This is a genomic window from Symbioplanes lichenis (assembly GCF_030709675.1).
In the GTDB taxonomy this organism is placed as follows: Bacteria; Actinomycetota; Actinomycetes; order Mycobacteriales; family Micromonosporaceae; genus Actinoplanes; species Actinoplanes lichenis.
In genome coordinates this window covers 303,778-327,401 of sequence record NZ_JAUZQD010000008.1, presented here as the reverse complement: position 1 = coordinate 327,401, position 23,624 = coordinate 303,778, and the positions used below count along the sequence as shown (strand labels likewise).

24 protein-coding genes are annotated in these 23,624 nt (G+C 71.0%); 7 read left to right on the top strand and 17 right to left on the bottom strand.

Going from position 1 to position 23,624, the window contains the following annotated elements; genetic code table 11:
* Window positions 1-14: 14 nt before the first annotated feature.
* The 3 genes from RAN62_RS21435 to RAN62_RS21425 form a co-directional block, all read right to left on the bottom strand.
* Window positions 15-794, bottom strand: a complete 780-nt coding sequence (locus tag RAN62_RS21435) for an enoyl-CoA hydratase/isomerase family protein (RefSeq protein WP_305786469.1) — start codon at window positions 792-794, stop codon at window positions 15-17.
* On the bottom strand, window positions 791-1,018 hold the full coding sequence (locus RAN62_RS21430) for a helix-turn-helix domain-containing protein (RefSeq protein ID WP_015620263.1): 228 nt from the start codon (window positions 1,016-1,018) through the stop codon (window positions 791-793). The genes RAN62_RS21435 and RAN62_RS21430 overlap by 4 nt, the downstream gene beginning before the upstream one ends.
* Before the next feature lie 563 nt (window positions 1,019-1,581).
* Window positions 1,582-3,186, bottom strand: a complete 1,605-nt coding sequence (locus RAN62_RS21425) for an ABC-F family ATP-binding cassette domain-containing protein (RefSeq protein ID WP_305786468.1) — start codon at window positions 3,184-3,186, stop codon at window positions 1,582-1,584.
* 203 nt (window positions 3,187-3,389) lie between these two features.
* Here RAN62_RS21425 and ypfJ point away from each other — a divergent pair, with 203 nt between their 5' ends.
* Both ypfJ and RAN62_RS21415 read left to right on the top strand, forming a co-directional pair.
* Window positions 3,390-4,322 (top strand): KPN_02809 family neutral zinc metallopeptidase, encoded by a 933-nt coding sequence (ypfJ, locus tag RAN62_RS21420; protein WP_305786467.1) that lies wholly within the window; start codon window positions 3,390-3,392, stop codon window positions 4,320-4,322.
* A 248-nt stretch (window positions 4,323-4,570) separates the two neighbouring features.
* Entirely contained in the window at window positions 4,571-5,173 is a 603-nt protein-coding gene (locus tag RAN62_RS21415; protein ID WP_305786466.1) for a LysE family transporter, read from the top strand.
* A 4-nt stretch (window positions 5,174-5,177) separates the two neighbouring features.
* Here RAN62_RS21415 and RAN62_RS21410 read toward each other — a convergent pair whose 3' ends face one another.
* Both RAN62_RS21410 and RAN62_RS21405 read right to left on the bottom strand, forming a co-directional pair.
* Entirely contained in the window at window positions 5,178-5,870 is a 693-nt protein-coding gene (locus tag RAN62_RS21410) for a histidine phosphatase family protein (RefSeq protein WP_305786465.1), read from the bottom strand.
* Between the two features lie 126 nt (window positions 5,871-5,996).
* The gene (locus RAN62_RS21405; RefSeq protein ID WP_305786464.1) at window positions 5,997-6,641 is read right to left on the bottom strand and encodes an acVLRF1 family peptidyl-tRNA hydrolase; all 645 of its coding nucleotides are present in this window, start codon (window positions 6,639-6,641) and stop codon (window positions 5,997-5,999) included.
* Window positions 6,642-6,682: 41 nt separating this feature from the next.
* On the opposite strand from RAN62_RS21405, the gene RAN62_RS21400 reads away from it, so the two are divergent.
* Window positions 6,683-7,456 carry a DNA alkylation repair protein gene (locus tag RAN62_RS21400; protein ID WP_305786463.1) on the top strand — a complete coding sequence of 258 codons (774 nt, stop codon included), beginning with the start codon at window positions 6,683-6,685 and terminating at the stop codon, window positions 7,454-7,456.
* 1 nt (window position 7,457) lies between these two features.
* On the opposite strand, the gene RAN62_RS21395 is transcribed toward RAN62_RS21400, so the two are convergent.
* The 10 genes from RAN62_RS21395 to RAN62_RS21350 form a co-directional block, all read right to left on the bottom strand.
* A complete protein-coding gene (locus RAN62_RS21395; protein WP_305786462.1) occupies window positions 7,458-8,210 on the bottom strand; it encodes a maleylpyruvate isomerase family mycothiol-dependent enzyme in 753 nt (250 codons plus the stop codon).
* The gene (locus RAN62_RS21390) at window positions 8,207-8,701 is read right to left on the bottom strand and encodes a hypothetical protein (protein WP_305786461.1); all 495 of its coding nucleotides are present in this window, start codon (window positions 8,699-8,701) and stop codon (window positions 8,207-8,209) included. The genes RAN62_RS21395 and RAN62_RS21390 overlap by 4 nt, the downstream gene beginning before the upstream one ends.
* A gap of 472 nt (window positions 8,702-9,173) precedes the next feature.
* Window positions 9,174-9,689, bottom strand: coding sequence for a metal-sulfur cluster assembly factor (locus RAN62_RS21385; RefSeq protein ID WP_305786460.1), 516 nt, complete (start codon window positions 9,687-9,689; stop codon window positions 9,174-9,176).
* Window positions 9,686-10,135, bottom strand: a complete 450-nt coding sequence (sufU, locus tag RAN62_RS21380) for a Fe-S cluster assembly sulfur transfer protein SufU (protein WP_305786563.1) — start codon at window positions 10,133-10,135, stop codon at window positions 9,686-9,688. The genes RAN62_RS21385 and sufU overlap by 4 nt, the downstream gene beginning before the upstream one ends.
* Window positions 10,132-11,361 carry a cysteine desulfurase gene (locus tag RAN62_RS21375; protein WP_305786459.1) on the bottom strand — a complete coding sequence of 410 codons (1,230 nt, stop codon included), beginning with the start codon at window positions 11,359-11,361 and terminating at the stop codon, window positions 10,132-10,134. The genes sufU and RAN62_RS21375 overlap by 4 nt, the downstream gene beginning before the upstream one ends.
* A 1-nt stretch (window position 11,362) precedes the next feature.
* The gene (gene sufC / locus RAN62_RS21370; protein ID WP_305786458.1) at window positions 11,363-12,127 is read right to left on the bottom strand and encodes a Fe-S cluster assembly ATPase SufC; all 765 of its coding nucleotides are present in this window, start codon (window positions 12,125-12,127) and stop codon (window positions 11,363-11,365) included.
* Window positions 12,124-12,456: a non-heme iron oxygenase ferredoxin subunit gene (locus tag RAN62_RS21365; protein WP_305786457.1), complete on the bottom strand. Its 333-nt coding sequence runs from the start codon at window positions 12,454-12,456 to the stop codon at window positions 12,124-12,126. The genes sufC and RAN62_RS21365 overlap by 4 nt, the downstream gene beginning before the upstream one ends.
* Window positions 12,457-12,459: 3 nt before the next feature.
* Window positions 12,460-13,593, bottom strand: a complete 1,134-nt coding sequence (gene sufD, locus RAN62_RS21360) for a Fe-S cluster assembly protein SufD (RefSeq protein ID WP_305786456.1) — start codon at window positions 13,591-13,593, stop codon at window positions 12,460-12,462.
* Window positions 13,594-13,652: 59 nt separating this feature from the next.
* Window positions 13,653-15,074 (bottom strand): Fe-S cluster assembly protein SufB, encoded by a 1,422-nt coding sequence (gene sufB, locus RAN62_RS21355; RefSeq protein WP_305786455.1) that lies wholly within the window; start codon window positions 15,072-15,074, stop codon window positions 13,653-13,655.
* Window positions 15,071-15,772: a helix-turn-helix transcriptional regulator gene (locus RAN62_RS21350; RefSeq protein WP_305786562.1), complete on the bottom strand. Its 702-nt coding sequence runs from the start codon at window positions 15,770-15,772 to the stop codon at window positions 15,071-15,073. The genes sufB and RAN62_RS21350 overlap by 4 nt, the downstream gene beginning before the upstream one ends.
* Before the next feature lie 182 nt (window positions 15,773-15,954).
* On the opposite strand from RAN62_RS21350, the gene RAN62_RS21345 reads away from it, so the two are divergent.
* A complete protein-coding gene (locus RAN62_RS21345; RefSeq protein WP_305786454.1) occupies window positions 15,955-16,884 on the top strand; it encodes a COX15/CtaA family protein in 930 nt (309 codons plus the stop codon).
* Between the two features lie 97 nt (window positions 16,885-16,981).
* Here the strand turns inward: RAN62_RS21345 and RAN62_RS21340 are convergent, their stop codons facing one another.
* Together RAN62_RS21340 and RAN62_RS21335 are read right to left on the bottom strand one after the other, a co-directional pair.
* Window positions 16,982-17,278: a hypothetical protein gene (locus RAN62_RS21340; RefSeq protein ID WP_305786453.1), complete on the bottom strand. Its 297-nt coding sequence runs from the start codon at window positions 17,276-17,278 to the stop codon at window positions 16,982-16,984.
* A gap of 392 nt (window positions 17,279-17,670) precedes the next feature.
* The gene (locus RAN62_RS21335; RefSeq protein WP_438874527.1) at window positions 17,671-18,633 is read right to left on the bottom strand and encodes a heme o synthase; all 963 of its coding nucleotides are present in this window, start codon (window positions 18,631-18,633) and stop codon (window positions 17,671-17,673) included.
* A 228-nt stretch (window positions 18,634-18,861) separates the two neighbouring features.
* Here RAN62_RS21335 and tkt point away from each other — a divergent pair, with 228 nt between their 5' ends.
* Genes tkt through RAN62_RS21320 form a run of 3 tightly spaced genes read left to right on the top strand, consistent with a single transcriptional unit; the run spans window position 18,862 to window position 23,596 of the window.
* Complete coding sequence (tkt, locus tag RAN62_RS21330; protein ID WP_305786452.1) at window positions 18,862-21,009, top strand: transketolase; 2,148 nt, start codon at window positions 18,862-18,864, stop codon at window positions 21,007-21,009.
* A gap of 14 nt (window positions 21,010-21,023) precedes the next feature.
* The gene (gene tal / locus RAN62_RS21325) at window positions 21,024-22,163 is read left to right on the top strand and encodes a transaldolase (protein WP_305786451.1); all 1,140 of its coding nucleotides are present in this window, start codon (window positions 21,024-21,026) and stop codon (window positions 22,161-22,163) included.
* Window positions 22,160-23,596, top strand: coding sequence for a glucose-6-phosphate isomerase (locus tag RAN62_RS21320; protein WP_305786450.1), 1,437 nt, complete (start codon window positions 22,160-22,162; stop codon window positions 23,594-23,596). Before tal ends, RAN62_RS21320 begins: the two co-directional genes overlap by 4 nt.
* The last annotated feature ends 28 nt before the right edge of the window (window positions 23,597-23,624 follow it).

Below are 23,624 nucleotides of genomic sequence, written 5' to 3'. Positions count from 1 at the left end.
GGAGCCGGTTGTTCCTACTCCAGCCCCGACAGGTCCCGGAGGCGGCGCGTCTGCGCCTCCCGCTCGGCCCGGTCCTGCTCGGCATAGGTGCGGCCGGTCGCCCCGGCGATCAGGGCCTTGATCTCCGCCACCGCGCCGGCGGGGGCGGCGAGCACGGCGGCGGTCAGGTCCGCGACCGCGGCGTCCAGGTCGTCGACCGGCACGACAGCCGTCGCGAGGCCGAGGCGATCGGCCTCCACGGCCGGCAGCCGGCGCCCGGTGAGGCAGATCTCCAGCGCCCGCGCGGGACCGACCAGCTCGGTGAGCCGCTTGGTGCCACCCAGATCGGGTACGAGCCCCAGCGTCACCTCCGCCATGGAGAATTGCGCGTCCTCCGCGAGCACCCGCAGGTCGCAGTTCAACGCCAGTTGGAAACCGGCGCCGATGGCATGTCCCCGCACCGCCGCGACAGTAACGAGGGACGGCCGTCGTAACCAGGTGAACGCTTCCTGGAAGCCGGCAATACGCGCCGCGCACTCTTCGGGTGACAGCCGGGCGAGTTGGGCGAGGGAGGAATCGCCGTCACCGCGCGCGACCGACAAGTCGAGTCCCGCCGAAAAGGCGCGTCCCTCGCCCCGGACAATGAGGACTCGCACGTCTCCCGGTAATGCGCGCGAAATATTCGCCAGCTCGGCCCACATGGCCGGCGTCTGTGCATTGAGCACGTCGGGCCGGCACAACGTCACCGTTGCGACCGGCCCGTCCTGTGCGTATCGGACGCCCGCGGTGGAGGTGGAAGCCTCGCTGGTCGTCACGCCTTCTTGCGCCGGCGGGCACCGCCGCGCTGCCGCAGCTGGACCCCGGACTCGGTGAGCACGCGGTGCACGAATCCGTAGGACCGCCCGGTGGATGCGGCGAGGGCCCGAATGCTCTCTCCGGAGGTGTAACGCTTGACGAGGTCCTTGGCGAGCGTCTGCCGCTCGCTGCCGACGATTCGACGACCCTTCTCAGTGCTGGTGGCTGTGCCCGTGGCTGCCATGTTGATTCCTCACGTCCCCAGACTGTGCGGTTCGATACGGTCCCACCTATTAGACCGCCTCCAACGATCATGCGCTAGGTATCTGGGGTTGACGAACGTGCCCATTTACCGGTGTCAGGAACCCGACGATGGCCACGTTCATCAATGTCAGACAGTTGCCGGCCAAGACCGTTCGGGCGTCGAATGGCGGGCCGAGAACGTTTTCCGGAACCGGCGCGGACCCGTTCCCGGTATCGGCCGGCCGCTCCGATCAAGGCGGGATGACCTGCGCAAACATGATCCGCCCGGGGCCTCGACAACGCTGTCACCGAGCGTGCCCGGTATCGTCGCTTCCGGGCCCATCTCATGACCGAACGGGCACGATGCAGCACGGAAGGGGTGCCCACTTGAGTGTCAGGCATGACCAGTGCCGGGCACGTGTCGCACTGTCTGTGTGGGCACCAGTTGACAACTGACGATGCCGATGATCCTGGATCTCCGACGGTCCCAGCGCAGCGAGAACCCCCGGCCCGCGCAGCAAAAACCCGGTGGCCACGAGGACCACCGGGCAGAAGGGGACGGCGTCAGGCGAGCTCGACCAGCTCCAGCAGATCGTCACTCCAGGCGTCCTCGTCCCCGTCGGGCAGCAGGATCGCCCGGTCCGGCTTGAGCGCCTGCACGGCCCCGGCATCGTGCGTCACCATCACGATCGCCCCGGGATAGTTCGCGACCGCGTCGAGCACCTGCTCCCGGCTGACCGGGTCGAGGTTGTTCGTCGGCTCGTCCAGCAGGAGCACATTGGCCCCCGAGCACACCAGCGTGGCCAGGGCCAGCCGCGTCTTCTCGCCCCCGGAGAGCACCCCGGCCGGCTTGTCGACGTCGTCGCCGGAGAAAAGGAAGGCGCCCAGGATCTTGCGCAGGTCGGTGTCCGTCTGGTCCGGCGCCGCGCTGCGCATGTGCTCGAGGATCGTCCGGTCGACGTCGAGGGTCTCGTGCTCCTGCGCGTAGTAGCCGAGCCGCAGCCCGTGCCCCGGGCGTACCTCTCCGGTGTCGGGCTCGAGCAGACCGCCCAGCATGCGCAGCAGCGTGGTCTTGCCGGCGCCGTTGAGACCCAGGATGGCGACGCGCGAGCCCCGGTCGACGGCGACGTCGACGTCGGTGAAGATCTCCAGCGACCCGTACGACTTCGACAGCCCGCTCGCCGTCAGCGGCGTCTTGCCGCACGGGGCCGGCGTAGGGAAGCGCACCTTGGCGACCCGGTCGGAGGTGCGCACCTCCTCGAGCCCGCCGAGCAGCTTCTCCGCGCGCTTCGCCATGTTCTGCGCCGCCACCGTCTTGGTGGCCTTGGCCCGCATCTTGTCGGCCTGGGCCATGAGGGCGCCGGCCTTCTTCTCCGCGTTGGCCCGCTCGCGCTTGCGCCGGCGCTCGTCGGTCTCGCGCGCCTCCTGGTAGGTCTTCCACCCCATGTTGTAGATGTCGACCACCGAGCGGTTGGCGTCGAGGTACCACACCTTGTTGACCGCGGCGTCGAGCAGCTCGACGTCGTGGCTGATCACCACGAGGCCGCCCTTGTGCTGCGCCATGTAGCCGCGCAGCCACGCGATCGAGTCGTGGTCGAGGTGGTTGGTCGGCTCGTCCAGCAGCAGGATGCCCTTGCCGTTCTGCCCCGAGTTGGCGAAGAGGATGCGGGCCAGCTCGATGCGGCGGCGCTGACCGCCGGAGAGGGTGCCGATCGTCTGGGCGAGCGCGCGGTCGGGCAGCCCGAGGTTGGCACAGATGCGGGCGGCCTCGGCCTCGGCCGCGTAGCCCCCGAGGGCCGAGAACTGGTCCTCGAGCTGGCCGTAGCGGCGCACCAGCTTGTCGTCGCCGCTCTCCTCCAGCTCGATCTCGAGCTTCTGCATCTCGCTGATGATCGAGTCGAGACCCCGGGCGGAGAGGACGCGGTCGCGACCGGTGACGTTCAGATCACCCGTACGCGGGTCCTGCGGAAGATAGCCGATCTCGCTGGTCGCCTCGACCGTGCCCGCGTAGGGCGTGCCCTCGCCGGCCAGCACCTTGAGCGTCGTGGTCTTGCCGGCGCCGTTGCGGCCGACCAGGCCGATGCGGTCGCCGGGCTGCACACGCAGCGTGGTCGGGGAGATCAGGATCCGGGCGCCGGCACGCAACTCGAGTCCGGTGGCGGTAATCATGGGAAGCTCTCGCTCTCGGGAGATAAGGCTGGCTCAGGCACACGGAAGCGCTCTTCCACCCGGGTGGGAAGAAGAGCGCGGGGCAGGTCAGCCTTCGCAGAGCAGCACCCGTTGATTGTACTAGGCACCCCGAGGGACCTCCCACCCGATTAGAGAGCAAGATCATCGGGTAAACGCGGCGGCATCACGCCCGGGAGGACTGGATGGAACTCAACGACCGCGCCGACATCGACACCAGCCAGATCGAGGACGACCGATCGAGCGGTGGCGGCGGCGGAGGTGGCCTCGGCGGCCTGCCCATCCCGGGCGGCGGCGGGGGCCTCGTCGGCATCATCGTGACCGTGCTGGTCGCCGTGGTCGGCGGCTACTTCGGCATCAACAGCCTGGGCGGCAGCGACGGCGGCCAGACCCAGACCGGCGACAACGCCACCCTCAAGGCGAAGTGCTCGTCGGAGCAGAAGCTCGACCAGCTCGACTGCCGCAACGCCCTTTACGTCAACTCGATCCAGGACTTCTGGGCCGACGAGCTGCCGCAGGCGTTCAACGAGCAGTACAAGCCGGCCAACACGAGGTTCTTCTCACAGCGCGTCAGCACCGGCTGCGGCGCCGCGGACTCCGGCGTCGGCCCGTTCTACTGCCCCGCCGACGACAAGGTCTACATCGACCTGACCTTCTACCAGGTCCTCGCGCAGCAGCTGGGCGCCCCGGGCGAGTTCGCGCAGCCCTATGTTCTCGCTCACGAGTACGGCCACCACGTCCAGGACCTCCTCGGCACCGAGGCCTCGATGCGCCGCCAGCAGGAGCGCGACCCCGACCAGGCCAACGCGCTGAGCGTCAAGCTGGAGCTGCAGGCCGACTGCTACGCCGGCGTCTGGGCAAAGCACGCCACCGAGACCAAGGACGCGGACGGCGACGTCCTCATCACCAACATCACCCAGGACGACATCCAGCAGGGCCTCGACACCGCCTCCAAGATCGGCGACGACACCCTGCAGCAGCAGGGCGGCGGCACGGTCAACCCGGCCGAGTTCACCCACGGCACGAGCAAGCAGCGCATGGGCTGGTTCAGCCGGGGCTACGAGGGCGGCGACCCCAAGCAGTGCGACACGTTCCAGGCTTCGTCGCTCGACATCTGACAACCCCTCCCCGGGTACGCCCCCCGCGCGCGAGTCGTGCCGAGGGCCTACCTGACCAAGTACGCCCCCAGCGCGCGAGTCGTGCCGGGGGCGTACTCGTGTAATTGCGTTGCCCGGCGGGGCGGGTGCCCGGACGATGAGCGCGTGACCCGCATGCGAACGCCTCGTGCCCTGACTCGTCCCGCCGGCTCCCGCGCCGGGCGACAGCAGCGCACGCCTCGCGACCGGGCGGTGTCCACGGCCGTGTCATGACCGGCCCGTTCCTCGCGGGCGTGGTCGCCGGTTACGGAGTCGCCGTCCCGGTCGGGGCCATAGCCGTCCTGATCGCCGGGCTCAGCGCCCGCACCTCGCTCACCGTCGGGGCCGCCGCCGGGCTCGGAGCCGCCACCGCCGATGCGATCTACGCCGCGGCCGCCGTCGCCGGAGGGGCAGCCCTCGCCTCGGCCGTCGCCCCGATCGCCACGCCCCTGCGCTGGCTCTCCGCCGCGACGCTGCTGATCCTGGCCGCGTGGACCGCTCGCTCGGCGCTGACTCCGGCGAGCCCCGCCGCCGAGACGTCCCGGTTCGACCGGGCCGGACCCGGAACCGCCTATCTGGCCGTGCTCGGGCTGACCGTGCTCAACCCGGCGACGGTGGTGTACTTCACCGCTCTCGTCCTCGGCCGGGGCGGGAGCGGGGGTGGGATGTGGTTCGTGGCGGGCGCGTTCGCGGCCTCGGCGAGCTGGCAACTGCTGATCGCGGGCACCGGTGCCGTGGCGGGACGCCTGCTCACGACGCCCCGGGCCCGCCGGGCCACCGCGCTGGTGTCGAGCGCGCTCATCGGCGTACTCGCGGTGGGGTTGGTGTGGTGATCTGTCAGGCCGGCAGGTGGTCGACCGTGTTGTAGCGGTCCAGCACCAGCCGCCCGGAGCTGCCGTCGAAGCGGGTGATCGACGCGTTGCGGACGAACCCGGCCGCGGCCACCACGTCGGCGAGGCGGTCCCAGTCGAGGCCCTCGATCACGTACCGCATCATCAGCACGACCGCGTCGTGCGCCGTGACCACGACGCGGCGGCCGGCGTGGTCGCGGTTGAGGTCGTCCAGGAACGAGGTCAGCCGTACGGCGATGTCCGCGAAGTCCTCGCCGTTCGGCGGCCGGTAGCGGTACTCCCCCGCCTCCAGCAGGCGACCCGGCTCGTCGGGGAAGCGCTCGGCGACGGCCGCCCGGGTGAGCATCTCGAGATCGCCGAGCAGCCGGTCGACCAGCCGCTCGTCGGTGGTGGCGGCCGGCAGCTCCAGCCCGGACGCCCGTACCGCGAGCCGCCACGTCTCGCGCGCCCGGAGATAGGGCGACGTGATCGCCACCTCCGGCAGCAGCTCGGCCGGCAGGGAGGCCAGCCAGCGGCCGACCGCCGCGGCCTGCTCCTCGCCCAGCGCGGTCAGCTCGACCTCGCTGTCGCGCCCGCTCAGCCCCGACTCGACCCGCCCGGCCGCGTCGGCCTCGGGAAAGGCCACGTTCGACGCGCTCTGCCCGTGCCGGATCAGGATCAGCTCCGCAACCACACCCATGATCGCGACCCTATCCCGCCCCGGCCCGCCGTTCGACCCCGCTGCGCCGGCCCCGATCAGCTCTCCGGCCGCGCTGTCACGCCCCGGGTCCGGAATCCCGGACCTGGACCGGACGAGCCGGCGCGGTCACGGCCCGGGTGCGGGATCCCGGACCAGCACCCGGATCGTACGAGCCAGCGCTACCGCCTCCTCGAGCACCGCCCGCCGGGGCTCGGGCACGTCGAGGAACCGCTCGTCCCGCAACGCCAGCACCGGGGCCAGCACCGGCGCGGTCAGGATCGCCTCCACGGCGGCCCGGTCGCCGCCCGTGACCACGGCGCGCAGGGTCTTCACCTCGGGCAGCAACAGCCGGCCCACGATCGACGCCCCGTCGGCGGCCGCCGCCTTGGCCTGGTTGTCCCGGCGCCGGGCGAAGCGCTGCTGCGACCACCCGCCGGCCGCGGTCCGCCCCTGGACGTAGTGCGTGTCGACCTTCGACGCCACCAGCCGGATGCCCTCCGCGACGCCGACCGCCACGGCGCCCTTCCGCGCCAGGAGCAGTCCGAGGCGCCGGGGCTCCCCCGCCGCCGCGGCCAGCCCGGCCAGATCGTCGATGCCGTCCGCACCCGGCGGCGGGAAGAGCTCGGCCGTGGCCCCATCGGCACCCGTGATCGTCAGCCCGCCGGCCGTGTAGCCACCGTGCCGGGCGGCGAAATTCTCGAGCCACCGGGGCAGCCGTTCCGGGGCCACGTCGACCCATCGTCCGCCGCCGGCCGCGGGTCGAGCGCTCATGGCCCCACCCTACGACCGCGCGCCCTGGCAGGATCAGCCGCATGAGCGACGCAACCGGCGCCAGGAGCGACGCGGCCGACGAGGCGAGCAGCACAGCCGGCGGCCGGGCTCGGACCCGGCGGCGGGAGCGGGGCGAGCCGGTGGCCGTGCCGGCGTTGCTCGATCGGCTCACCCGGGTCTTCGGCGAGGCTCGGGACCCGGAGCGGGCGGGGCCGGCCGCCGCGTACATGCGGGATCAGTTCCCCTTCCTCGGGCTGGCCGCCCCGGCGCAGCGCTCCCTGGCCAGGTCCGTGGTCGCCGGTCTCGCCGCGCCCACGGAGGAGCAGCTGCGGCAGGTGGCACTCGGCTGCTGGGACCTGCCCGAGCGCGAGTACCAGTATTTCGCCTGCGACTATCTGCGCGCCCACGCGGCGGTGCCCGGGCCCGGCTTCCTCGCGACGGCCCGCGCCCTCATCACCACGAAGTCCTGGTGGGACACCGTCGACCCGCTCGCCACCCGCTTCGTCGGCGCGCTGGTCACCCGGCATCCCGGGCTGCGCACCGAGATGGACGCCTGGGCCGGCGACGGCAACCTCTGGCTGGTGCGGACGGCCATCCTGCACCAGCTGCACCACGGCGCCGCCACGGACACCGAGCGCCTCTTCGGCTATTGCACCCGGCAGGCCGTGCACCCCGACTTCTTCGTGCGCAAGGCCATCGGCTGGGCCCTGCGCCACTACGCCCGCACGGACCCGGACGCCGTCCGCGCCTATCTCGCCGAGCACCGGAACGTCCTCTCGCCCCTCTCGGTCCGCGAGGCCGCCAAACACCTCTGAGTCAGTCGCCCGATGTCCAGGAACGCAGCTCACCCAGCACGCTCGCATCACCGGTGACGGTCACCGCCTCGGCCGGAATCCGGTTGAAGAGGAAGAGCAGCAAGTCGCTGGCCGCGGCCCGCACCGTCACGACCGGCTCCCCGGCGGCCGCCGGATGCGCCTCGGCGCCCGCCGGCGTGAGATCGACGGTCCACGCCGGCCCGTCGGTGGCCGACAAGGCGAGCCGCGCGGGCCGGTGCGGCCACGGCCCGAGCGACCCGAGCCCCACCTCCAGGAACTCGGGAATCGCGTCGACCGCGGCGGCGGCGGGGATCGGCTCGGGCTCACCGGCGGCGGACTGGGCGTCCCACGCGTGCACCGCCGCCTCCTGCACCTGATGACGCGCGACCGCACCGGCCGTCATGGGCGCGCCGGACGCCTCCCACCAGGTCCAGCACCCGGCGCCGGGCCCGGCCGTGCGCAAGGCCCCGACCAGCCGGCGGGTCGACTCCGCCGACCACTCCAGCAGGTCGCCCGACGGCTCGCGGGAGCCGAGGGCCGCGTCGGACGGTCGCTCCGCGGCGGGCCCGGCGGCGACGGCCACGGCCCAGAACCGGTGCACGTTGCCGAGATGGGTCGCCAGGTCGCGCACAGTCCAGCCGGGGCAGCCCGGCACGGCGGCGGTGAGGTCGGCGCCCGTGACGGCGGAGCGGAAGGCGGCCGAGCGGTCCTCGATCAGCCCGATTTGGTCCGCGAACGGCGGTGTCTGCGTCATGCGGGAGTTCTATCAGGACCCACCGACAAAAGGTCGTCGACCGGCGCGGCCGGGACTGTCGGATCCGTAGCCGCGGTTTCCGGCGGAACGGAGGCACTGGCGTCCAGCACCGACGGCGACGCGGTCGGATCCCCTGAGCCGGTCAGCGACGGCGACGGCTCCGGTTCCGGCACCTTGTCGGACGGCAGGGTGCGGTACTCGGCAGCCTTCTTCGGCGGCGCCGGCACGTCCGGCTGCCCGCTGCACGACATCTCCTGCTCCCCGCCGCCCAGGCGGACGCGCGAGGCGATCAGCGTGCGCTCGGTCTGCTCGCTGCGATAGCCGAGCCCGAACGGGCCGACGTCCAGCGGATAGTCCTGCTTCGACGCCTTGACCCGGTAGGTCTGGCCGATCGTCAGCTCCGCCCGGTTCAGGCGGGACCACAGCTTGCCGCCCTGCTCCGGGAAGAACAGCCGGTCGGGCGCCACGGCCTGGAAAGGATCACCCAGCACCGTACGCAACCGCCCGCGCACGTCGGCCAGATCGCGCTTCTTGTGCAGGTCGACCGAGCGGGTGGCCTGGTCGACCCGGTCCCCGTGCTGGGTGTCGGCCGTGGTCGTGAGCCGGTTCGGGCGGCCGTCTCTCCCACCCGCAGGAACAGCCCGTGCGCGGTGTACCGGCGCTCGATCGTGTCCTTGCTCAGGGTGCAGACGTAGTTGCCTTCCTGCTCGATGTCGGCGTCCTCCCGCGTTGGCGAGCATCCCCCGGCGCGGCGGCGAGGGTCGAGGCGACGAGTGCGGTCATGGCACGACGGGTGGTAGTCATGGCGTCCTCCGGCACCGAAACCGCCAGTCTGCGCGTGTCCCGGCCGCCCGGACCCCGCGTGTCGTCAACGCGACGACGTGCGGAAACCCGATCGGGTGACCCCGGACACGCAAAAGCCGCCGGGACCCTGAGGGCACCCGGCGGCGTACGTGCGAAAGCTCAGACGTTGAAGCCGAGCGCCCGCAGCTGCTCGCGCCCGTCGTCCGTGATCTTGTCCGGGCCCCACGGCGGGAGCCACACCCAGTTGATCCGGAAGTCGCTGACGAGGCCGCCGCCCGGGCCGGTGGTCAGCGCCTGGCGGGTCTGGTCCTCGATGACGTCGGTCAGCGGGCAGGCCGCCGAGGTCAGCGTCATGTCGAGGGTCACGACGTTGTCGTCGTCGACGAACGTGTCGTAGACGAGGCCGAGGTCGACCACGTTGATGCCGAGCTCGGGGTCGACGACGTCCTTCATCGCCTCCTCGATGTCGGCGAGCGACGCCTTGGCCCCCGAAGCAGCGGGAGCAGCGGCTTCCGAAGCGGCGGGAGCGGCGGCTTCCGAAGCGGCGGGAGCGGCCGCGGCGGCGGGCGCCGGGTCGGTGGAGACGGGCGACGTCGCGTCGTCCGGCCCGGCCGTGTCGGCCGCCGCCGACGCGATGTCGGCCACAGTCTTCTCGGTCACAGTCTGGTCGGTCATGCTGAAACCTCCGGGTTCACGCTCACACCCGCCCGCGCGGCAGCGTCCTTGAAAGCCATCCACGGCAGCAGCGCGCACTTGACCCGCGCCGGGTACTTCGCCACGCCCGCGAACGCGATGCCGTCGCCGAGCACGTCCTCGTCCGGCTCGATCGTGCCGCGGCTCTGCATCAGCTCGACGAACTTCTCGTGGATCACGCCGGCCTCGTCGGCCGTGCGCCCCTTGAGCAGCTCGAACAGCACGGAGGCGGACGCCTGCGAGATCGAGCAGCCCTGGCCGTCGTACGAGATGTCGGAAAGATCCGAGGCGACCCGGATCGTGATCTCGTCGCCGCACGTCGGGTTGACGTGGTGGGCCTCGCCCGCGAACTCGTCGCGCAGGCCGCGGCCGTGCGGATGCTTGTAGTGGTCCAGGATGATGTCCTGGTAGAGCTGGTCGATCATCAGGCGAACACCCTCCGCACCTGCTCCAGACCGCGCGCCAGGGCGTCGATCTCGTCGGTCGTCGTATAGAGGTAGAACGACGCCCGGGTCATCGCCGGAACGCCGAAGCGGGTGCACACCGGCCGGGCGCAGTGGTGCCCCACGCGAACCTCAACACCGAGATCGTCGAGAATCTGCCCGACGTCGTGCGGATGCACCCCGTCGACCCCGAACGACACCGTGCCACCCCGCCCCTCGGGGCTCGCCGGCCCGAAGATGCGCACGCCTTCGACATCGGCCAGGGCCTTCAGCGCGTACGCGGTGATCTCCTGCTCGTGGCGGTGCACAGCGTCCATGCCGACGGCCTTCAGGTAGTCCACCGCCGCGCCGAGCCCGATGGCCGCCGTGATCGGCGGGGTGCCGCCCTCGAACCGCGCGGGCGGCGGCGCGAACGTCGTGCCGCCCATGGTGACCGTCTCGATGGTCGAGCCGCCGGCGAGGAAGGGCGGCATCCGGTCGAGCAGCGCCGCCTTGCCCCACAGCACGCCGATCCCCGTGGGGCCGAGCATCTTGTGCCCGGTGAACGCGATGAAGTCCACGCCCAGTTCGGCCACGTCGACCGAGAAGTGCGGCACCGACTGCGAGCAGTCCAGCATCACGAGCGCGCCGACCTCACGGGCCCGCGCGACGATCGGCGACGGGTCGTTGATCGTGCCGAGGATGTTCGACATGTGGACGACGGAGACGAGCTTCGTACGCTCGTTCACGACGTCGGCCAGGGCAGTGAGATCCAGGCGGCCCTCGTCGGTCACGCCGAACCAGCGCAGGGTCGCCCCGGTCCGCTCGCACAGCAGCTGCCACGGCACGAGGTTGGAGTGGTGCTCCATCTCCGAGACCACGATCTCGTCGCCCGGACCGAGGGCCAGGAACTGCCCCGCCGTCCAGGCCACGAGGTTGATCGCCTCGGTGGAGTTCTTGGTGAACACCACCTCGTCCGGGTTCGTGGCGCCGATGAAGGCCGCGACCTTGGCCCGCGCGCCCTCGTAGGCCTCGGTCGACTCGGTGCCCAGCGTGTGCACCGAGCGGGACACGTTGCCGTTGTGCCGCTCGAGGTGGTCCTGCATCGCCTCGAGCACCTGGCGTGGCTTCTGCGACGTGTTGGCACTGTCGAGATAGACCAGCGGGTGCCCGTTGATCTCCCGGCTCAGGATCGGGAAGTCGCCGCGAACGCGGACCACGTCGAGGGACATGTCAGGCCTTCGCCCCCGCGACGTAACGCTCGTAGCCCTCGGCTTCCAGCTGCTCGGCGAGCTCGGGGCCGCCCTCCTCGACGATCTTGCCGGCCACGAAGACGTGCACGAAGTCCGGCTTGATGTAGCGCAGGATCCGGGTGTAGTGCGTGATCAGCAGCAGGCCGGTGTCGCCGGTGGCGCGGACGCGGTTGACGCCCTCGCTCACGATGCGCAGCGCGTCGATGTCGAGGCCGGAGTCGGTCTCGTCGAGGATCGCCATCTTCGGCTTGAGCAGCTCGAGCTGCATGATCTCGTGGCGCTTCTTCTCACCGCCGGAGAAGCCCTCGTTGACGTTGCGCTGGGCGAACGACGGGTCCATCTGGATCCGCTCCATCGCGCCGCGCAGCTCGCCGGCCCAGGTGCGCAGCTTGGGCGCCTCGCCGTCGATCGCGGTCTTGGCGGTGCGCAGGAAGTTCGCCACGGACACGCCGGGGACCTCGACCGGGTACTGCATGGCGAGGAAGAGGCCGGCGCGGGCCCGCTCGTCGACGGTCATCGCGAGGACGTCCTCGCCGTCGAGCAGCACCGACCCGCCGGTGATCTCGTACTTGGGGTGGCCCGCGATGGAGTACGCCAGGGTGGATTTGCCGGAGCCGTTCGGACCCATGATCGCGTGGGTCTCGCCCGACTTCACGGTGAGGTCGACCCCGGCCAGGATCGGCTTCAGCTCGCCCTCGGGCAGCTTGACCGACACCTGCAGGTCGCGGATCTCCAGGGTGCTCACGGGTTTACTCCATTACTCGGCTGGGTCGAAACGTAGATGTCGCCGTCGCGGATCTCGACGGGATAGATCGCCACCGGGTCGATGGCGGGCGGGCCGGAGGGCTCCCCGGTACGCAGGTCGAAGCGGGAGCCGTGCAGCCAGCACTCGATCATGCAGCCCTCGATCTCGCCCTCGGACAGGGCGACCGAGGCGTGGCTGCACTCGTCGCGGACGGCGTAGAAGGTGTCGTCGTCGGCGTGCACCACGGCGACCTCGACCCCGTCGATCTCGACCTGGATCGCGGTGCCCTTGGCCACGTCGGCGACGCTGCCGGCGAGCTCGAAGTCCATCGATCAGACCCCGGTCTTCGCGAGGCGGGCCTCGATGGCGTCGCCGAGGCGCTCGCGCAGGTCCTCGACCGGCACCTTGTTGATCAGCTCGGCGAAGAAGCCGCGCACGACCAGCTTGCGGGCCTCGTGCTCCGGGATGCCGCGGGCCATCAGATAGAACAGCTGCTCCTCGTCGAAGCGGCCGGTCGCGCTGGCGTGGCCCGCCCCGACGATCTCGCCGGTCTCGATCTCGAGGTTCGGCACCGAGTCGGCCCGGGCCCCGTCGGTCAGGATCAGGTTCCGATTGATCTCGTACGTGTCCGTGCCCGTCGCCTCGGCCCGGATGAGCACGTCACCGACCCACACCGTGTGGGCGGACGCCCCCTGCAACGCCCCGCGGTAACCGACGTAGCTGCGGCAGTCGGGGATCGAGTGGTCGACGAGCTGGCGGTGCTCCTGGTGCTGGCCGGCGTCCGCGAAGTAGAGGCCCCACAGCTCGGCGTCGCCGCCGCGGCCCGCGTATTCGACGGAGGTGAACTGGCGGACCACCGAGCCGCCCAGCGTGACCTGCACGTGCTGGACGCGCGAGTCGCGGCCGACGCGGAACTTGATGTGCTGCGCCTGCACCGACGCGTCGTCCCACTCGGCCAGCGTGACGAAGGTCAGCTGCGCGCTGTCGCCGAGCACGACCTCGACGTTGTCCGCCACCGTCGCCGTGCCGACCTGCTCCAGCACGATGGTGACCTTGGCGAAGTTGCCCACCTTCACGTACGTGCGGGCGGCCGCGGCCTCGCTGCCCTGCCCGACGACCCGGATCACGGCCGGGGTGTCGGACACGGTCTCCGCGGCCACGTCGACGAGGGCGACGGCGGCCGCCGACCCGTACGCCAGGGCGCTGATCCGGTCGAACGGGGTAAGCACGTCCTCGACCTTGCCCGCGTCGACGCTCGTCACCGAGATCCCGGCCGGCAGGTCGCCGGGGGCGAACCCCGGCGCCGTGCCGGTCAGGGAGGTGGCCGTGATCAGCGAGCCCAGCTGCTTGATCGGGGTGAAGCGCCACTCCTCCTCCCGGCCGGTGACGGCCGGGAAGTCGGTGACGTCGAAGGAGCGCAGCACCTGCGACTTGGTGCTGGGCGGTGCCATGGCCTCGGTACTCATGTCGTCCTAAATCTCGGAGATTCTTCCAGGGTGACCAGCGCGCACAGGGCAAGGAGGCGTCAGCCGACGGCCCCCTCCATCTGGAGCTCGATGAGGCGGTTGAGCTCGAGGGCGTATTCCATCGGGAGCTCCTTGGCGATGGGCTCGATGAAGCCGCGCACGATCATCGCCATGGCCTCGTCCTCGGTCAGGCCCCGGCTCATCAGGTAGAAGAGCTGGTCCTCGCTGACCTTGGAGACCGTCGCCTCGTGGCCCATGTTGACGTCGTCCTCGCGGATGTCGACATAGGGGTAGGTGTCCGAGCGCGAGATCGTGTCGACCAGCAGCGCGTCGCACTTGACCGTGCTGGCGCTGTGGTGCGAGCCGTCGAGCACCTGGACCAGGCCGCGGTAGGAGGTGCGGCCGCCGCCCCGGGCGATCGACTTGCTGATGATCGTGCTGGAGGTGTGCGGCGCGGCGTGCACCATCTTGGCGCCGGAGTCCTGGTGCTGGCCCTCGCCGGCCATGGCGATGGAGAGCACCTCGCCCTTGGCGTGCGCGCCGGTCATGTAGACCGCCGGGTACTTCATGGTCACCTTGGAGCCGATGTTGCCGTCGATCCACTCCATGGTCGCGCCCTCTTCGCAGGTGGCGCGCTTGGTGACCAGGTTGTAGACGTTGTTCGACCAGTTCTGGATGGTCGTGTAGCGCACCCGGGCGTTCTTCTTCACGACGATCTCGACGACCGCGGAGTGCAGCGAGTCGGACGAGTAGATCGGCGCCGTGCAGCCCTCGACGTAGTGCACGTAGCTGCCCTCGTCGGCGATGATCAGCGTCCGCTCGAACTGGCCCATGTTCTCGGTGTTGATCCGGAAGTAGGCCTGCAGCGGGATGTCAACGTGCACGCCCTTGGGCACGTAGATGAAGGAGCCGCCCGACCACACCGACGTGTTCAGCGCGGCGAACTTGTTGTCGCCGACCGGGATGACGGTGCCGAAGTACTCCTGGAAGATCTCCGGGTGCTCCTTGAGCGCCGTGTCGGTGTCGAGGAAGATGACGCCCTGCTCCTCGAGATCCTCACGGATCTTGTGGTAGACGACCTCCGACTCGTACTGCGCGGCGACGCCGGCCACGAGGCGCTGCTTCTCGGCCTCGGGGATGCCCAGCTTGTCGTAGGTCGCCTTGATGTCGGAGGGCAGGTCCTCCCAGCTGGCGGCCTGCTTCTCGGTGGAGCGCACGAAGTACTTGATGTTCTGGAAGTCGATGCCGGTCAGGTCGGCGCCCCAGTTGGGCATGGGCTTGCGGTCGAACAGGCGCAGGCCCTTGAGGCGGAGGTCGAGCATCCACTGCGGCTCGTTCTTGAGCGCGGAGATGTTGCGGACGACGGCCTCGGACAGGCCGCGCTGCGCGATCGAGCCCGCGGCGTCGGCGTCGGCCCAGCCGTACTCGTACTTGCCAAGAGCGGCGAGGTGCTCTTCCTGAGTGACGATCTGGTCGGTCATTGTCCGTCCGTCCTAACCGTGTTCGCGGTGGTTCCTGGGGTGGGGCATTGCGGGGCCGGGATGTGCGTGGTGCACACCCGGTCACCGTGCGCGATGGTGGCGAGCCGCTGCACGTGGGTGCCGATGAGCCGCGAGATGACCGCGGTCTCGGCGTCGCACAGCTGCGGGAACTCGGCGGCCACGTGGGCCACCGGGCAGTGGTGCTGGCACAGCTGCCCGCCGGTCGCGATCGTGGTCGCGTTGGCAGCGTAGCCCTCGGCGGTGAGCGCCTCGGCGAGCGCCTCCGCCCTGGCCAGCGGGTCGGCCCCGGCCTCGAGCAACGCCGCCTGGCAGCGCTCCTCCAGCGCGGCGACCTGCGCCGTGGCGAAGGCGTCGACGGCACCCGGGCCGCCGTGCTCCGCGATCCACCGCAGGGCCGCCGTGGCGATGCCGTCATAGAGATGCGGGAAGCCCTCCCGGGCCGCGGCGGTCAGCACGAACGCCTTGGCGGGCCGGCCCCGGCCGCGCGGACCGCGCGGCGGCGTCTCCCGGACCTCGACGAGCTGGTCGGCCAGCATCGCGTCGAGGTGCTTGCGGATCGCGGCCGGGCTCAGCCCCAGCTCCGCGCCGAGCTCGGCGGCGGTCGCGCCGCCCCGCTCGAACAGCAGGTGGGCGACCCGGTCGCGGGTGCGCCCGTCGGGGCTCTTGAGCTCGATCAAGGGTGTGCGGGGGCCGGCGGCCGGCTGGGCCGTCCGCGCGCTCCCGATCTCCACCCCGTTTTTCACTACGCCAACGTTACGTATTTCGTGACGCGGCTGCAAACCAACCCTCCGGTGATCCGGGACACCGGCCCGGAGAGTGCTCAGGAGACGCGCAGGTGGCCGGGCGTAGCATCCCGGAGGTGAGCAGGAACACCCTCGTACGCCCTCTGGCCCTCGCGTCCCTGATCGCCAACATCGCGCTGGTCGTCACCGGTGCGGCGGTCCGCCTGACCAGTTCGGGCCTGGGGTGCCCCACCTGGCCCAAGTGCACCGACGAGTCCTACACGACGACCCAGGAGATGGGCGTCCACGGCGTGATCGAGTTCGGCAACCGGCTGCTCGGCATCGTCCTGGGCCTGATCGCGCTGTCGGCCTTCGTCGCCGCCCTGATGCACAAGCCGCGCCGCCGCTCGCTGATCGTGCTGGCCCTGCTCGCCGGGCTGGGCATTCCCGGCCAGGGCGTCATCGGCGGCATCACCGTGCTCACCGATCTCAACCCGTGGGTCGTCGGCCTGCACTTCCTGCTCTCCATGGCGCTGATCACGGCCACCTGGGCGCTCTGGCAGCGCACCAAGGAGGGCGACGCCCCGGTCCGGCGCCTGGTGAGCCCGCCCCTGCGCCACCTGGCCGGGCTGACCGCCCTGGTCAGCGCCGTGGTCATCGTGGTGGGCGTGATCGTGACGGGCAGCGGCCCGCACGCCGGCGACGCGGACGCCAAGCGCAACGGGCTCGACCCGACGAACATCTCGCAGGCCCACGCGGACCTGGTGTTCCTGCTGATCGGCCTGTCGGTCGCGCTGTGGTTCGCCCTGCGCGCGGTGGGCGCCCCGAGGCCGGCCGTGACCGCGGCGGCGCTGTTCGTCGGCATCGAGCTGGCGCAGGGCCTGATCGGCTTCGTGCAGTACTTCACGCATCTGCCGGTGATCCTGGTCGGCTTCCACATGCTCGGCGCCTGCCTGGTGTGGGTCGGCACGCTCAACGTCCTGTGGAAGCTGCGCGACCGCCCGGCCGCGGTGGAGACCACCCCGGCACCCCAGCAGACCCCGGCCCCCGAGCCCGCCGCCGTCTGAGGCGGCGACCAGGCCCGGACAAGGAGAAGCGGCCCGGGTGAGGCCGGGCCGCCGCGAAAAGGGAACGCTCAACAAGACGGGGAACCCCCGCGGAAGATCAGCGCGCCATCGTGCGGCGCGACATCGAGCGCCACAGGTCGTTGCTCGGGCGCATCTGCTCCATGAGCTCGCGCTCCCACTCGTTCTCCACCTCGACGCCCGCCGTGGCGCACGCCTTGCGCGCCGCGTCGGTGCCCTGCGGCGCGAACTGGTCGGTCCACTCGCCGTCCTGACCGACCAGAACGATCCGGGCGCCGCGCTTGCCGACGTATTCGATGACCGCCTTGGCGCCGCCGTGCCCCGCGGCGAAAGACTTGATCTCCGCGGTCAGTGTCGTATCGGAACCTTCTGCCATGAGGGGCAGCGTAGGCACGTATTCGTGGACAGCAAGTACTGTCCGGCCCAATTTGTGATGCCAATTACCAGCAGGTTTACCGTGATCGAGCATTGGTTCACCCCGATATGCCCGGTATGGCCACCGCCCACGGTTTCCGCCTAAAGGATGACGCTGCGTCACCTTGCCGGGTGCGGTAACGGGCAGTATGTGCGACGACCGGACAATGTCGTCACTCAATGCAACTCCGGCCCGCGGTCACATTCCACTGTGGTTTCCCGGGGGAAAGATCCGAAACCGACCCCACCGGGCCGATCGTGCGACCTCCCGCATGACGGGACTCACACCGAAACAGTTTCACGAATGACGAAAGCCCGCCGGCACCGGCCGGCGGGCTTTCCGAGAACGAAGGGTCAGATCAGCGCGTCGACCGCGACCGCGATGAAGAGCACCGTCAGATAGGTGATGGACCAGTGGAACAGCCGCATGGCCTTGAGCGGCTCGCCCCGGCGCGACCGGCCGACCAGCCGCAGCGCCTCGGCGGAGAAGAGCACGCCCGCCACGACGGCCGTCACGCCGTAGATCCAGCCCAGCCCCAGCGGCCACGCGGCCAGCGAGGACACCACCGTGAGGACGGTGAAGAGGAGGATCTCGGTGTTGACCCGGGCGGCCGAGCGCACCACCGGCAGCATCGGGATGCCGGCCCGGGCGTAGTCGTCCTTGTACTTGATGGCCAGCGGGTAGAAGTGCGGCATCTGCCAGAAGAAGACGACCGCGAAGAGCGCCCAGGCGATCGGCCCGACCGTGCCGGTCACCGCGGCCCACGCGATGAGCACCGGGGCCGCGCCGCAGATGCCGCCCCAGAAGGTGTTCTGTGACGTGCGCCGCTTGAGCCACATCGTGTAGATCACGTCGTAGTAGACGATCGAGGCCGCCGTCAGCGCCGTGGCCAGCCAGTTCGTGAAGACGGCCATCATGGCCAGGGACACGACGGTGAGGACGGAGCCGAAGATCAGCACCGCGCGCGGCGTGACGAAGTGGGTCGCCAGCGGCCGCCGCTTGGTGCGCCGCATGATCTTGTCGATGTCGCGGTCGATGTAGCAGTTGAACGTGCTGGCCGCGCCCGCGGCGAGCGCGCCGCCGACCAGGACGACGGCCATGAGCCCCAGGTCGGGCCAGCCGCCGGCCGCGAACATCATCACCGGGATCGTGGTGACCAGGAGCAGCTCGACGATCTGCGGCTTGGTCAGCGAGACGTACGCCGCGAGAACAGCTCGGGGGTCACGCCGGGCCCGGGAGCCCGACGGGGCCTGCTGCTCCGCCTCCCCCGCCTCCGGCGACCGCCCCTTGGCGAGTCGCTCGGTGATCATGCTCACGGACAGCCACCTTCCGGCATCGGCGCGGGCCAGGTTCGTCAACCGTTGCCGGCAGACACCGGTCGGCACAGTGGGACAGACTACGCGCAGCCTGAGCAGGCCCTCGACCGGCCCGGCCGGGGTGCGGGACGTCACAGGAGCATGTCCGCTCTCAGCGTATGGGCCTGCACGTATCCCCCGACGAGGGTTTACGCCGAATGGATAGGGTCAACCCAAAAGGGTTCCGACATGATTGCCCCGAGGAGCACAACCGACGTGGCTGCCAACGAACTGAACTGGTCCGACCTCGACCGCAAGGCGGTCGACACGGTGCGGGTCCTCGCGATGGACGCCGTGGAGAAGGCCGGCAACGGCCACCCCGGCACCGCGATGAGCCTCGCCCCGGCCGCATACCTGCTGTTCAACCGGGTGATGCGCCATGACCCGACCGACCCCCAGTGGTCCGGCCGCGACCGCTTCGTGCTCTCCGCCGGGCACTCCAGCCTCACCCTCTACATCCAGCTCTTCCTCAACGGCTTCGGCCTGCAGCTGGACGACCTGGCTTCGCTGCGCCAGTGGGACTCGCTGACCCCGGGCCACCCGGAGTACGGGCACACCCCCGGCGTGGAGATCACCACCGGCCCCCTGGGCCAGGGCATCGGCAACGCGGTCGGCTTCGCCATGGCCGCCCGCCGCGAGCGGGGCCTCTTCGACCCGCGGGCCGAGGGTGAGTCGATCTTCGACCACCAGATCTACGCGATCTGCTCGGACGGCGACATCGAGGAGGGCGTCAGCCACGAGTCGAGCGCCGTCGCCGGCGTGCAGAAGCTCGGCAACCTCACGGTGATCTACGACGACAACGAGATCTCCATCGAGGACGACACCCGGATCGCCAAGAACGAGGACGTCGGCGCGCGCTACGCGGCGTACGGCTGGCACGTCCAGACCGTCGACTGGCGCAAGGGCGACCCCGAGCAGGGTGAGTACGCCGAGGACGTCGAGGCGCTCTGGAACGCCATCCAGGAGGCCAAGGCCGTCACGGACAAGCCGTCCTTCATCGTGCTGCGCACGATCATCGGCTACCCGGCCCCCAACAAGCAGAACACCGGTAAGATCCACGGCTCCGCGCTGGGCGCCGACGAGGTCAAGGCGACCAAGGAGATCCTCGGCTTCGACGCCGAGAAGACCTTCCAGGTCGACGAGGACGTCCTCGCGCACGTGCGCACGGTCGTCGAGCGGGGCCGCGCCGCCCGCGCCGAGTGGGACAAGGCCTTCGAGGCCTGGGCCGCCGCCAACCCCGAGGGCAAGAAGCTGCACGACCGGCTCGCCGCCCACCAGCTGCCCGAGGGCTGGACCGACGCGCTGCCCGTCTTCGAGGCCGACGCCAAGGGCATCGCGACCCGCGCCGCCTCCGGCAAGGTGCTCGACGCCCTCGCGCCGGTGCTCCCCGAGCTCTGGGGCGGCTCGGCCGACCTGGCCGAGAGCAACAACACCACGATGAAGGGCGAGCCGTCCTTCATCCCCGCCGAGTACGCGACCAAGGCCTTCCCGGGCCACGAGTACGGCCGCACGCTGCACTTCGGCATCCGCGAGCACGGCATGGGCTCGATCCTCAACGGCATCACCGCCCACGGCGCCACCCGCCCGTACGGTGGCACGTTCCTGGTCTTCAGCGACTACATGCGCGGCGCCGTCCGCCTGTCCGCGCTGATGAAGCTCCCGGTCGTCTACGTGTGGACGCACGACTCGATCGGCCTCGGCGAGGACGGCCCGACCCACCAGCCGATCGAGACGCTGACCGCGCTGCGCGCCATCGTCGGCCTCGACGTGGTCCGCCCGGCCGACGCCAACGAGACCGCCTGGGCCTGGCGCGGCGCCCTCGAGCACAACGACCGGCCGACCGCGCTCGCGCTCTCCCGGCAGAACCTCCCCACGATCGACCGCAGCAAGTACGCGTCGGCCGAGGGCACGCTCAAGGGCGGCTACATCCTGTCCGAGGCGCAGGGCGGCGAGCCCCAGGTGATCCTCATCGCCACCGGTTCCGAGGTCCAGATCGCCCTCACCGCGCAGGAGCGCCTCGAGGCCGAGGGCACCCCGACCCGCGTGGTATCGATGCCGTGCCTCGAGTGGTTCTACGAGCAGGACACCGCGTACCAGCAGGCGGTCCTCCCCCGCGGCGTGAAGGCGCGCGTCTCGGTCGAGGCCGGCATCCGGATGAGCTGGGACCGCATCCTCGGCGAGGCCGGCGAGGCCGTGAGCATCGAGCACTACGGGGCCAGCGCGCCTGCGAAGATCCTCTTCGAGCAGTTCGGGTTCACCGCGGACAACGTGGTGGCCAAGGCCAACGCCGCCCTGGCCAAGGTCGGCGAGATCACCGGTCACACGACCGGTAACTGAGGGAGTAGTTCCAAATGACTGACAGGCTGGCAGAGCTCTCCGCCCAGGGTGTGGCGGTATGGCTCGACGACCTCTCCCGCGTCCGGCTGCAGACCGGCTCGCTCGCCAAGATGCTCGATGAGCAGCACGTGGCCGGCGTGACGACCAACCCGAGCATCTTCGCCAAGGCGCTCTCGGACGCCACGGCGTACGACGAGCAGCTCAAGGACCTCGCCGCGCAGGGCGTGACGGTCGAGGAGGCCATCCGCCTCCTGACCTCGTACGACGTGCGCTGGGCGGCCGACGTCCTCAAGCCGCAGTACGACGCCACGGACGGCGTCGACGGCCGGGTGTCCATCGAGGTGGACCCGCGCAGCGCGCACGAGACGGCGAAGACCGCCGCCGAGGCCCGCACGCTGTGGTGGCTCGTCAACCGCGAGAACCTCTACATCAAGATCCCGGCCACCGAGGCGGGTCTCCCGGCGATCACCGAGACGCTGGCCCACGGCATCAGCGTCAACGTGACGCTGATCTTCTCGCTCGAGCGCTACAAGGCCGTCATGGACGCGTTCTTCGCGGGCATCGAGCAGGCCAAGGCCAACGGCCACGACCTGAGCAAGATCGGCTCGGTCGCGTCGTTCTTCGTCTCCCGCGTGGACACCGAGATCGACAAGCGCCTCGACAAGATCGGCTCGGACGAGGCCAAGGCCCTCAAGGGCAAGGCCGCCGTCGCGAACGCGCAGCTGGCCTACCAGGCGTACGAGGAGAAGTTCTCCTCCGACCGCTGGAAGGCCCTCGAGGCCGCGGGGGCCAAGCCGCAGCGGCCGCTGTGGGCGTCCACGGGGACCAAGAACCCCGACTACAAGGACACCATCTACGTCGAGGAGCTCATCGCCCCCGGCACGGTCAACACCATGCCCGAGTCGGTCATCAAGGCGTACGAGGACCACGGTGACACCCGCGGCGACACGGTGACCGGGTCCTACGCCACCGCGCAGAAGGTCATGGACGACGTGGCCGCGGCCGGCGTCGACCTGACCGACGTGTTCCGGGTGCTCGAGGACGAGGGCGTCGAGAAGTTCGAGGCCAGCTGGGGCGAGCTGCTCGAGGACGTGCGCAAGTCCCTCGAGGCGGCCAAGCAGGGCTCCGACAACCCGAGCGACGCCGCGAAGTGACCACCGACCTGCTCGCGGCCGTGGAGGCCGCCGCCGGGCTCGCCGTCTTCGGCGCGCCCGCGGCGGCCTCCCGCCGCGAGCCGGTCGTGGCCCGTCTGGCCGGACTGGGCACCGAGCCGGTCCGGCACGCCCTGACGCGCAGCCGCGAGCTGCTCCCCCAGCTCGCGGAGCTGCACGACGAACTCGGTGATCTCGACCACGTGGTCCTGGCCGGCGCGGTGCAGCCGCGCGACGCCGGCGCGGGACCGGAGACCGGCAGTCCGGGCCGCGCCGCCCTGGCGGTGGCCCGCACGCTCGGGCTCGACCTGACGGTCTTCGACGGGCCCGACCCCGCGCGGGTGTGCGGCCTGATCGAGGACGAGGAGCTGCTGCGCCGCACCGTCACGGTGCTGGGCGCCGGCTCCGGCGATCTGCGGCGGGTGCTGCTCGCCGGTTACATGGAGATCGGCCTGACCGAGGCCGAGGCCGCGCGGCACTTCGTCGCCACGAGCGGGCCGGAGGCGCTGCTGACCGGGGCCGACGGGCTGGCCGTGGTCGTCGCCGCCGCGCTCGCGGGCGCCGACGTGGGCGACCTGCTCGACCAGGCCGAGGCCGTGCTGCCGTCGCTCGAGGCGGACACGGACAATCCCGCGCTGTCGCTGGGGCTCGCCCTCGCCGGCGCGGACGCGGTGGCGCTCGTGAACGACGGCACGGGGCTCGAGGCCCTGGCCGAGTGGATCGCGCCCCTGCTCACCGCGGCCGGCCTGGTGCCGGTCGCCGCCGAGAGCCCGGAGAGCCCCGGCGTGCGGGGGCAGGACGTGACCACCATCGCGTACGGGGGCAGCCTCGCCGTCGGCACCATGCCCGGCGGCCGGGGCACGGCGCCCGACATCGCCGTCAACGGGCCGCTCGGCGCGCACTTCGTGGTGTGGCACCGGGCCGCCGAGATCGCCGCCCGGTTGCGCGGGGCCCGGCCGCACGAGCCCGCCGGGGAGTCCGGCGACGACGTGACACTCGCGTGCACGGACGGCAGCATAGAGATCTTCACCACTGCGGACGTGCGGGACACGGCGGGCGCGCTGCGCGAGCTGACGGCCGGTGTCCATGATCATCTGTCCGTCGTGGTGCTGCTCGACCCCGCGTCGGAGGCCGAGCTGGCGGAGCTGCGCCCGCTGCTGGCCGCCGCCACCGAGCGCCCGGTCACCCTGGACACCGCCCCCGAAACGGCCGCTGACCTGCGCAACGGCACGTTCCTGCAGATCACTGGGGCGGACGCCGCAGACGTGGCGGTGCCCGGGACGGCGTACACGCTGGGTGAGCTGCGGGCCGATCGGGCCGCCGCCGCCCGCCGGGCCGTGACCCGGCACGGACGTCCGCTGCTGCGGCTGCACCTCGCCGATCGCGCCGACGGGGTCGCCCGTCTGCTCGCGGCTGCCCGGATGTTGCGGGCCTGACCCTTCGCTGTAACCCTTCGGGACGACA

What these genes read in the sequence shown, in the direction of transcription:
- RAN62_RS21430 (WP_015620263.1), bottom strand. Translation starts at nt 1,018, where the DNA reads ATGGCAGCCACGGGCACAGCCACCAGCACTGAGAAGGGTCGTCGAATC.
- RAN62_RS21425 (WP_305786468.1), bottom strand. Translation starts at nt 3,186, where the DNA reads ATGATTACCGCCACCGGACTCGAGTTGCGTGCCGGCGCCCGGATCCTG.
- ypfJ (WP_305786467.1), top strand. Translation starts at nt 3,390, where the DNA reads ATGGAACTCAACGACCGCGCCGACATCGACACCAGCCAGATCGAGGAC.
- RAN62_RS21415 (WP_305786466.1), top strand. Translation starts at nt 4,571, where the DNA reads ATGACCGGCCCGTTCCTCGCGGGCGTGGTCGCCGGTTACGGAGTCGCC.
- RAN62_RS21410 (WP_305786465.1), bottom strand. Translation starts at nt 5,870, where the DNA reads ATGGGTGTGGTTGCGGAGCTGATCCTGATCCGGCACGGGCAGAGCGCG.
- RAN62_RS21405 (WP_305786464.1), bottom strand. Translation starts at nt 6,641, where the DNA reads ATGAGCGCTCGACCCGCGGCCGGCGGCGGACGATGGGTCGACGTGGCC.
- RAN62_RS21400 (WP_305786463.1), top strand. Translation starts at nt 6,683, where the DNA reads ATGAGCGACGCAACCGGCGCCAGGAGCGACGCGGCCGACGAGGCGAGC.
- RAN62_RS21395 (WP_305786462.1), bottom strand. Translation starts at nt 8,210, where the DNA reads ATGACGCAGACACCGCCGTTCGCGGACCAAATCGGGCTGATCGAGGAC.
- RAN62_RS21385 (WP_305786460.1), bottom strand. Translation starts at nt 9,689, where the DNA reads ATGACCGACCAGACTGTGACCGAGAAGACTGTGGCCGACATCGCGTCG.
- RAN62_RS21375 (WP_305786459.1), bottom strand. Translation starts at nt 11,361, where the DNA reads ATGTCCCTCGACGTGGTCCGCGTTCGCGGCGACTTCCCGATCCTGAGC.
- RAN62_RS21365 (WP_305786457.1), bottom strand. Translation starts at nt 12,456, where the DNA reads ATGGACTTCGAGCTCGCCGGCAGCGTCGCCGACGTGGCCAAGGGCACC.
- sufD (WP_305786456.1), bottom strand. Translation starts at nt 13,593, where the DNA reads ATGAGTACCGAGGCCATGGCACCGCCCAGCACCAAGTCGCAGGTGCTG.
- sufB (WP_305786455.1), bottom strand. Translation starts at nt 15,074, where the DNA reads ATGACCGACCAGATCGTCACTCAGGAAGAGCACCTCGCCGCTCTTGGC.
- RAN62_RS21340 (WP_305786453.1), bottom strand. Translation starts at nt 17,278, where the DNA reads ATGGCAGAAGGTTCCGATACGACACTGACCGCGGAGATCAAGTCTTTC.
- tkt (WP_305786452.1), top strand. Translation starts at nt 18,862, where the DNA reads ATGATTGCCCCGAGGAGCACAACCGACGTGGCTGCCAACGAACTGAAC.
- tal (WP_305786451.1), top strand. Translation starts at nt 21,024, where the DNA reads ATGACTGACAGGCTGGCAGAGCTCTCCGCCCAGGGTGTGGCGGTATGG.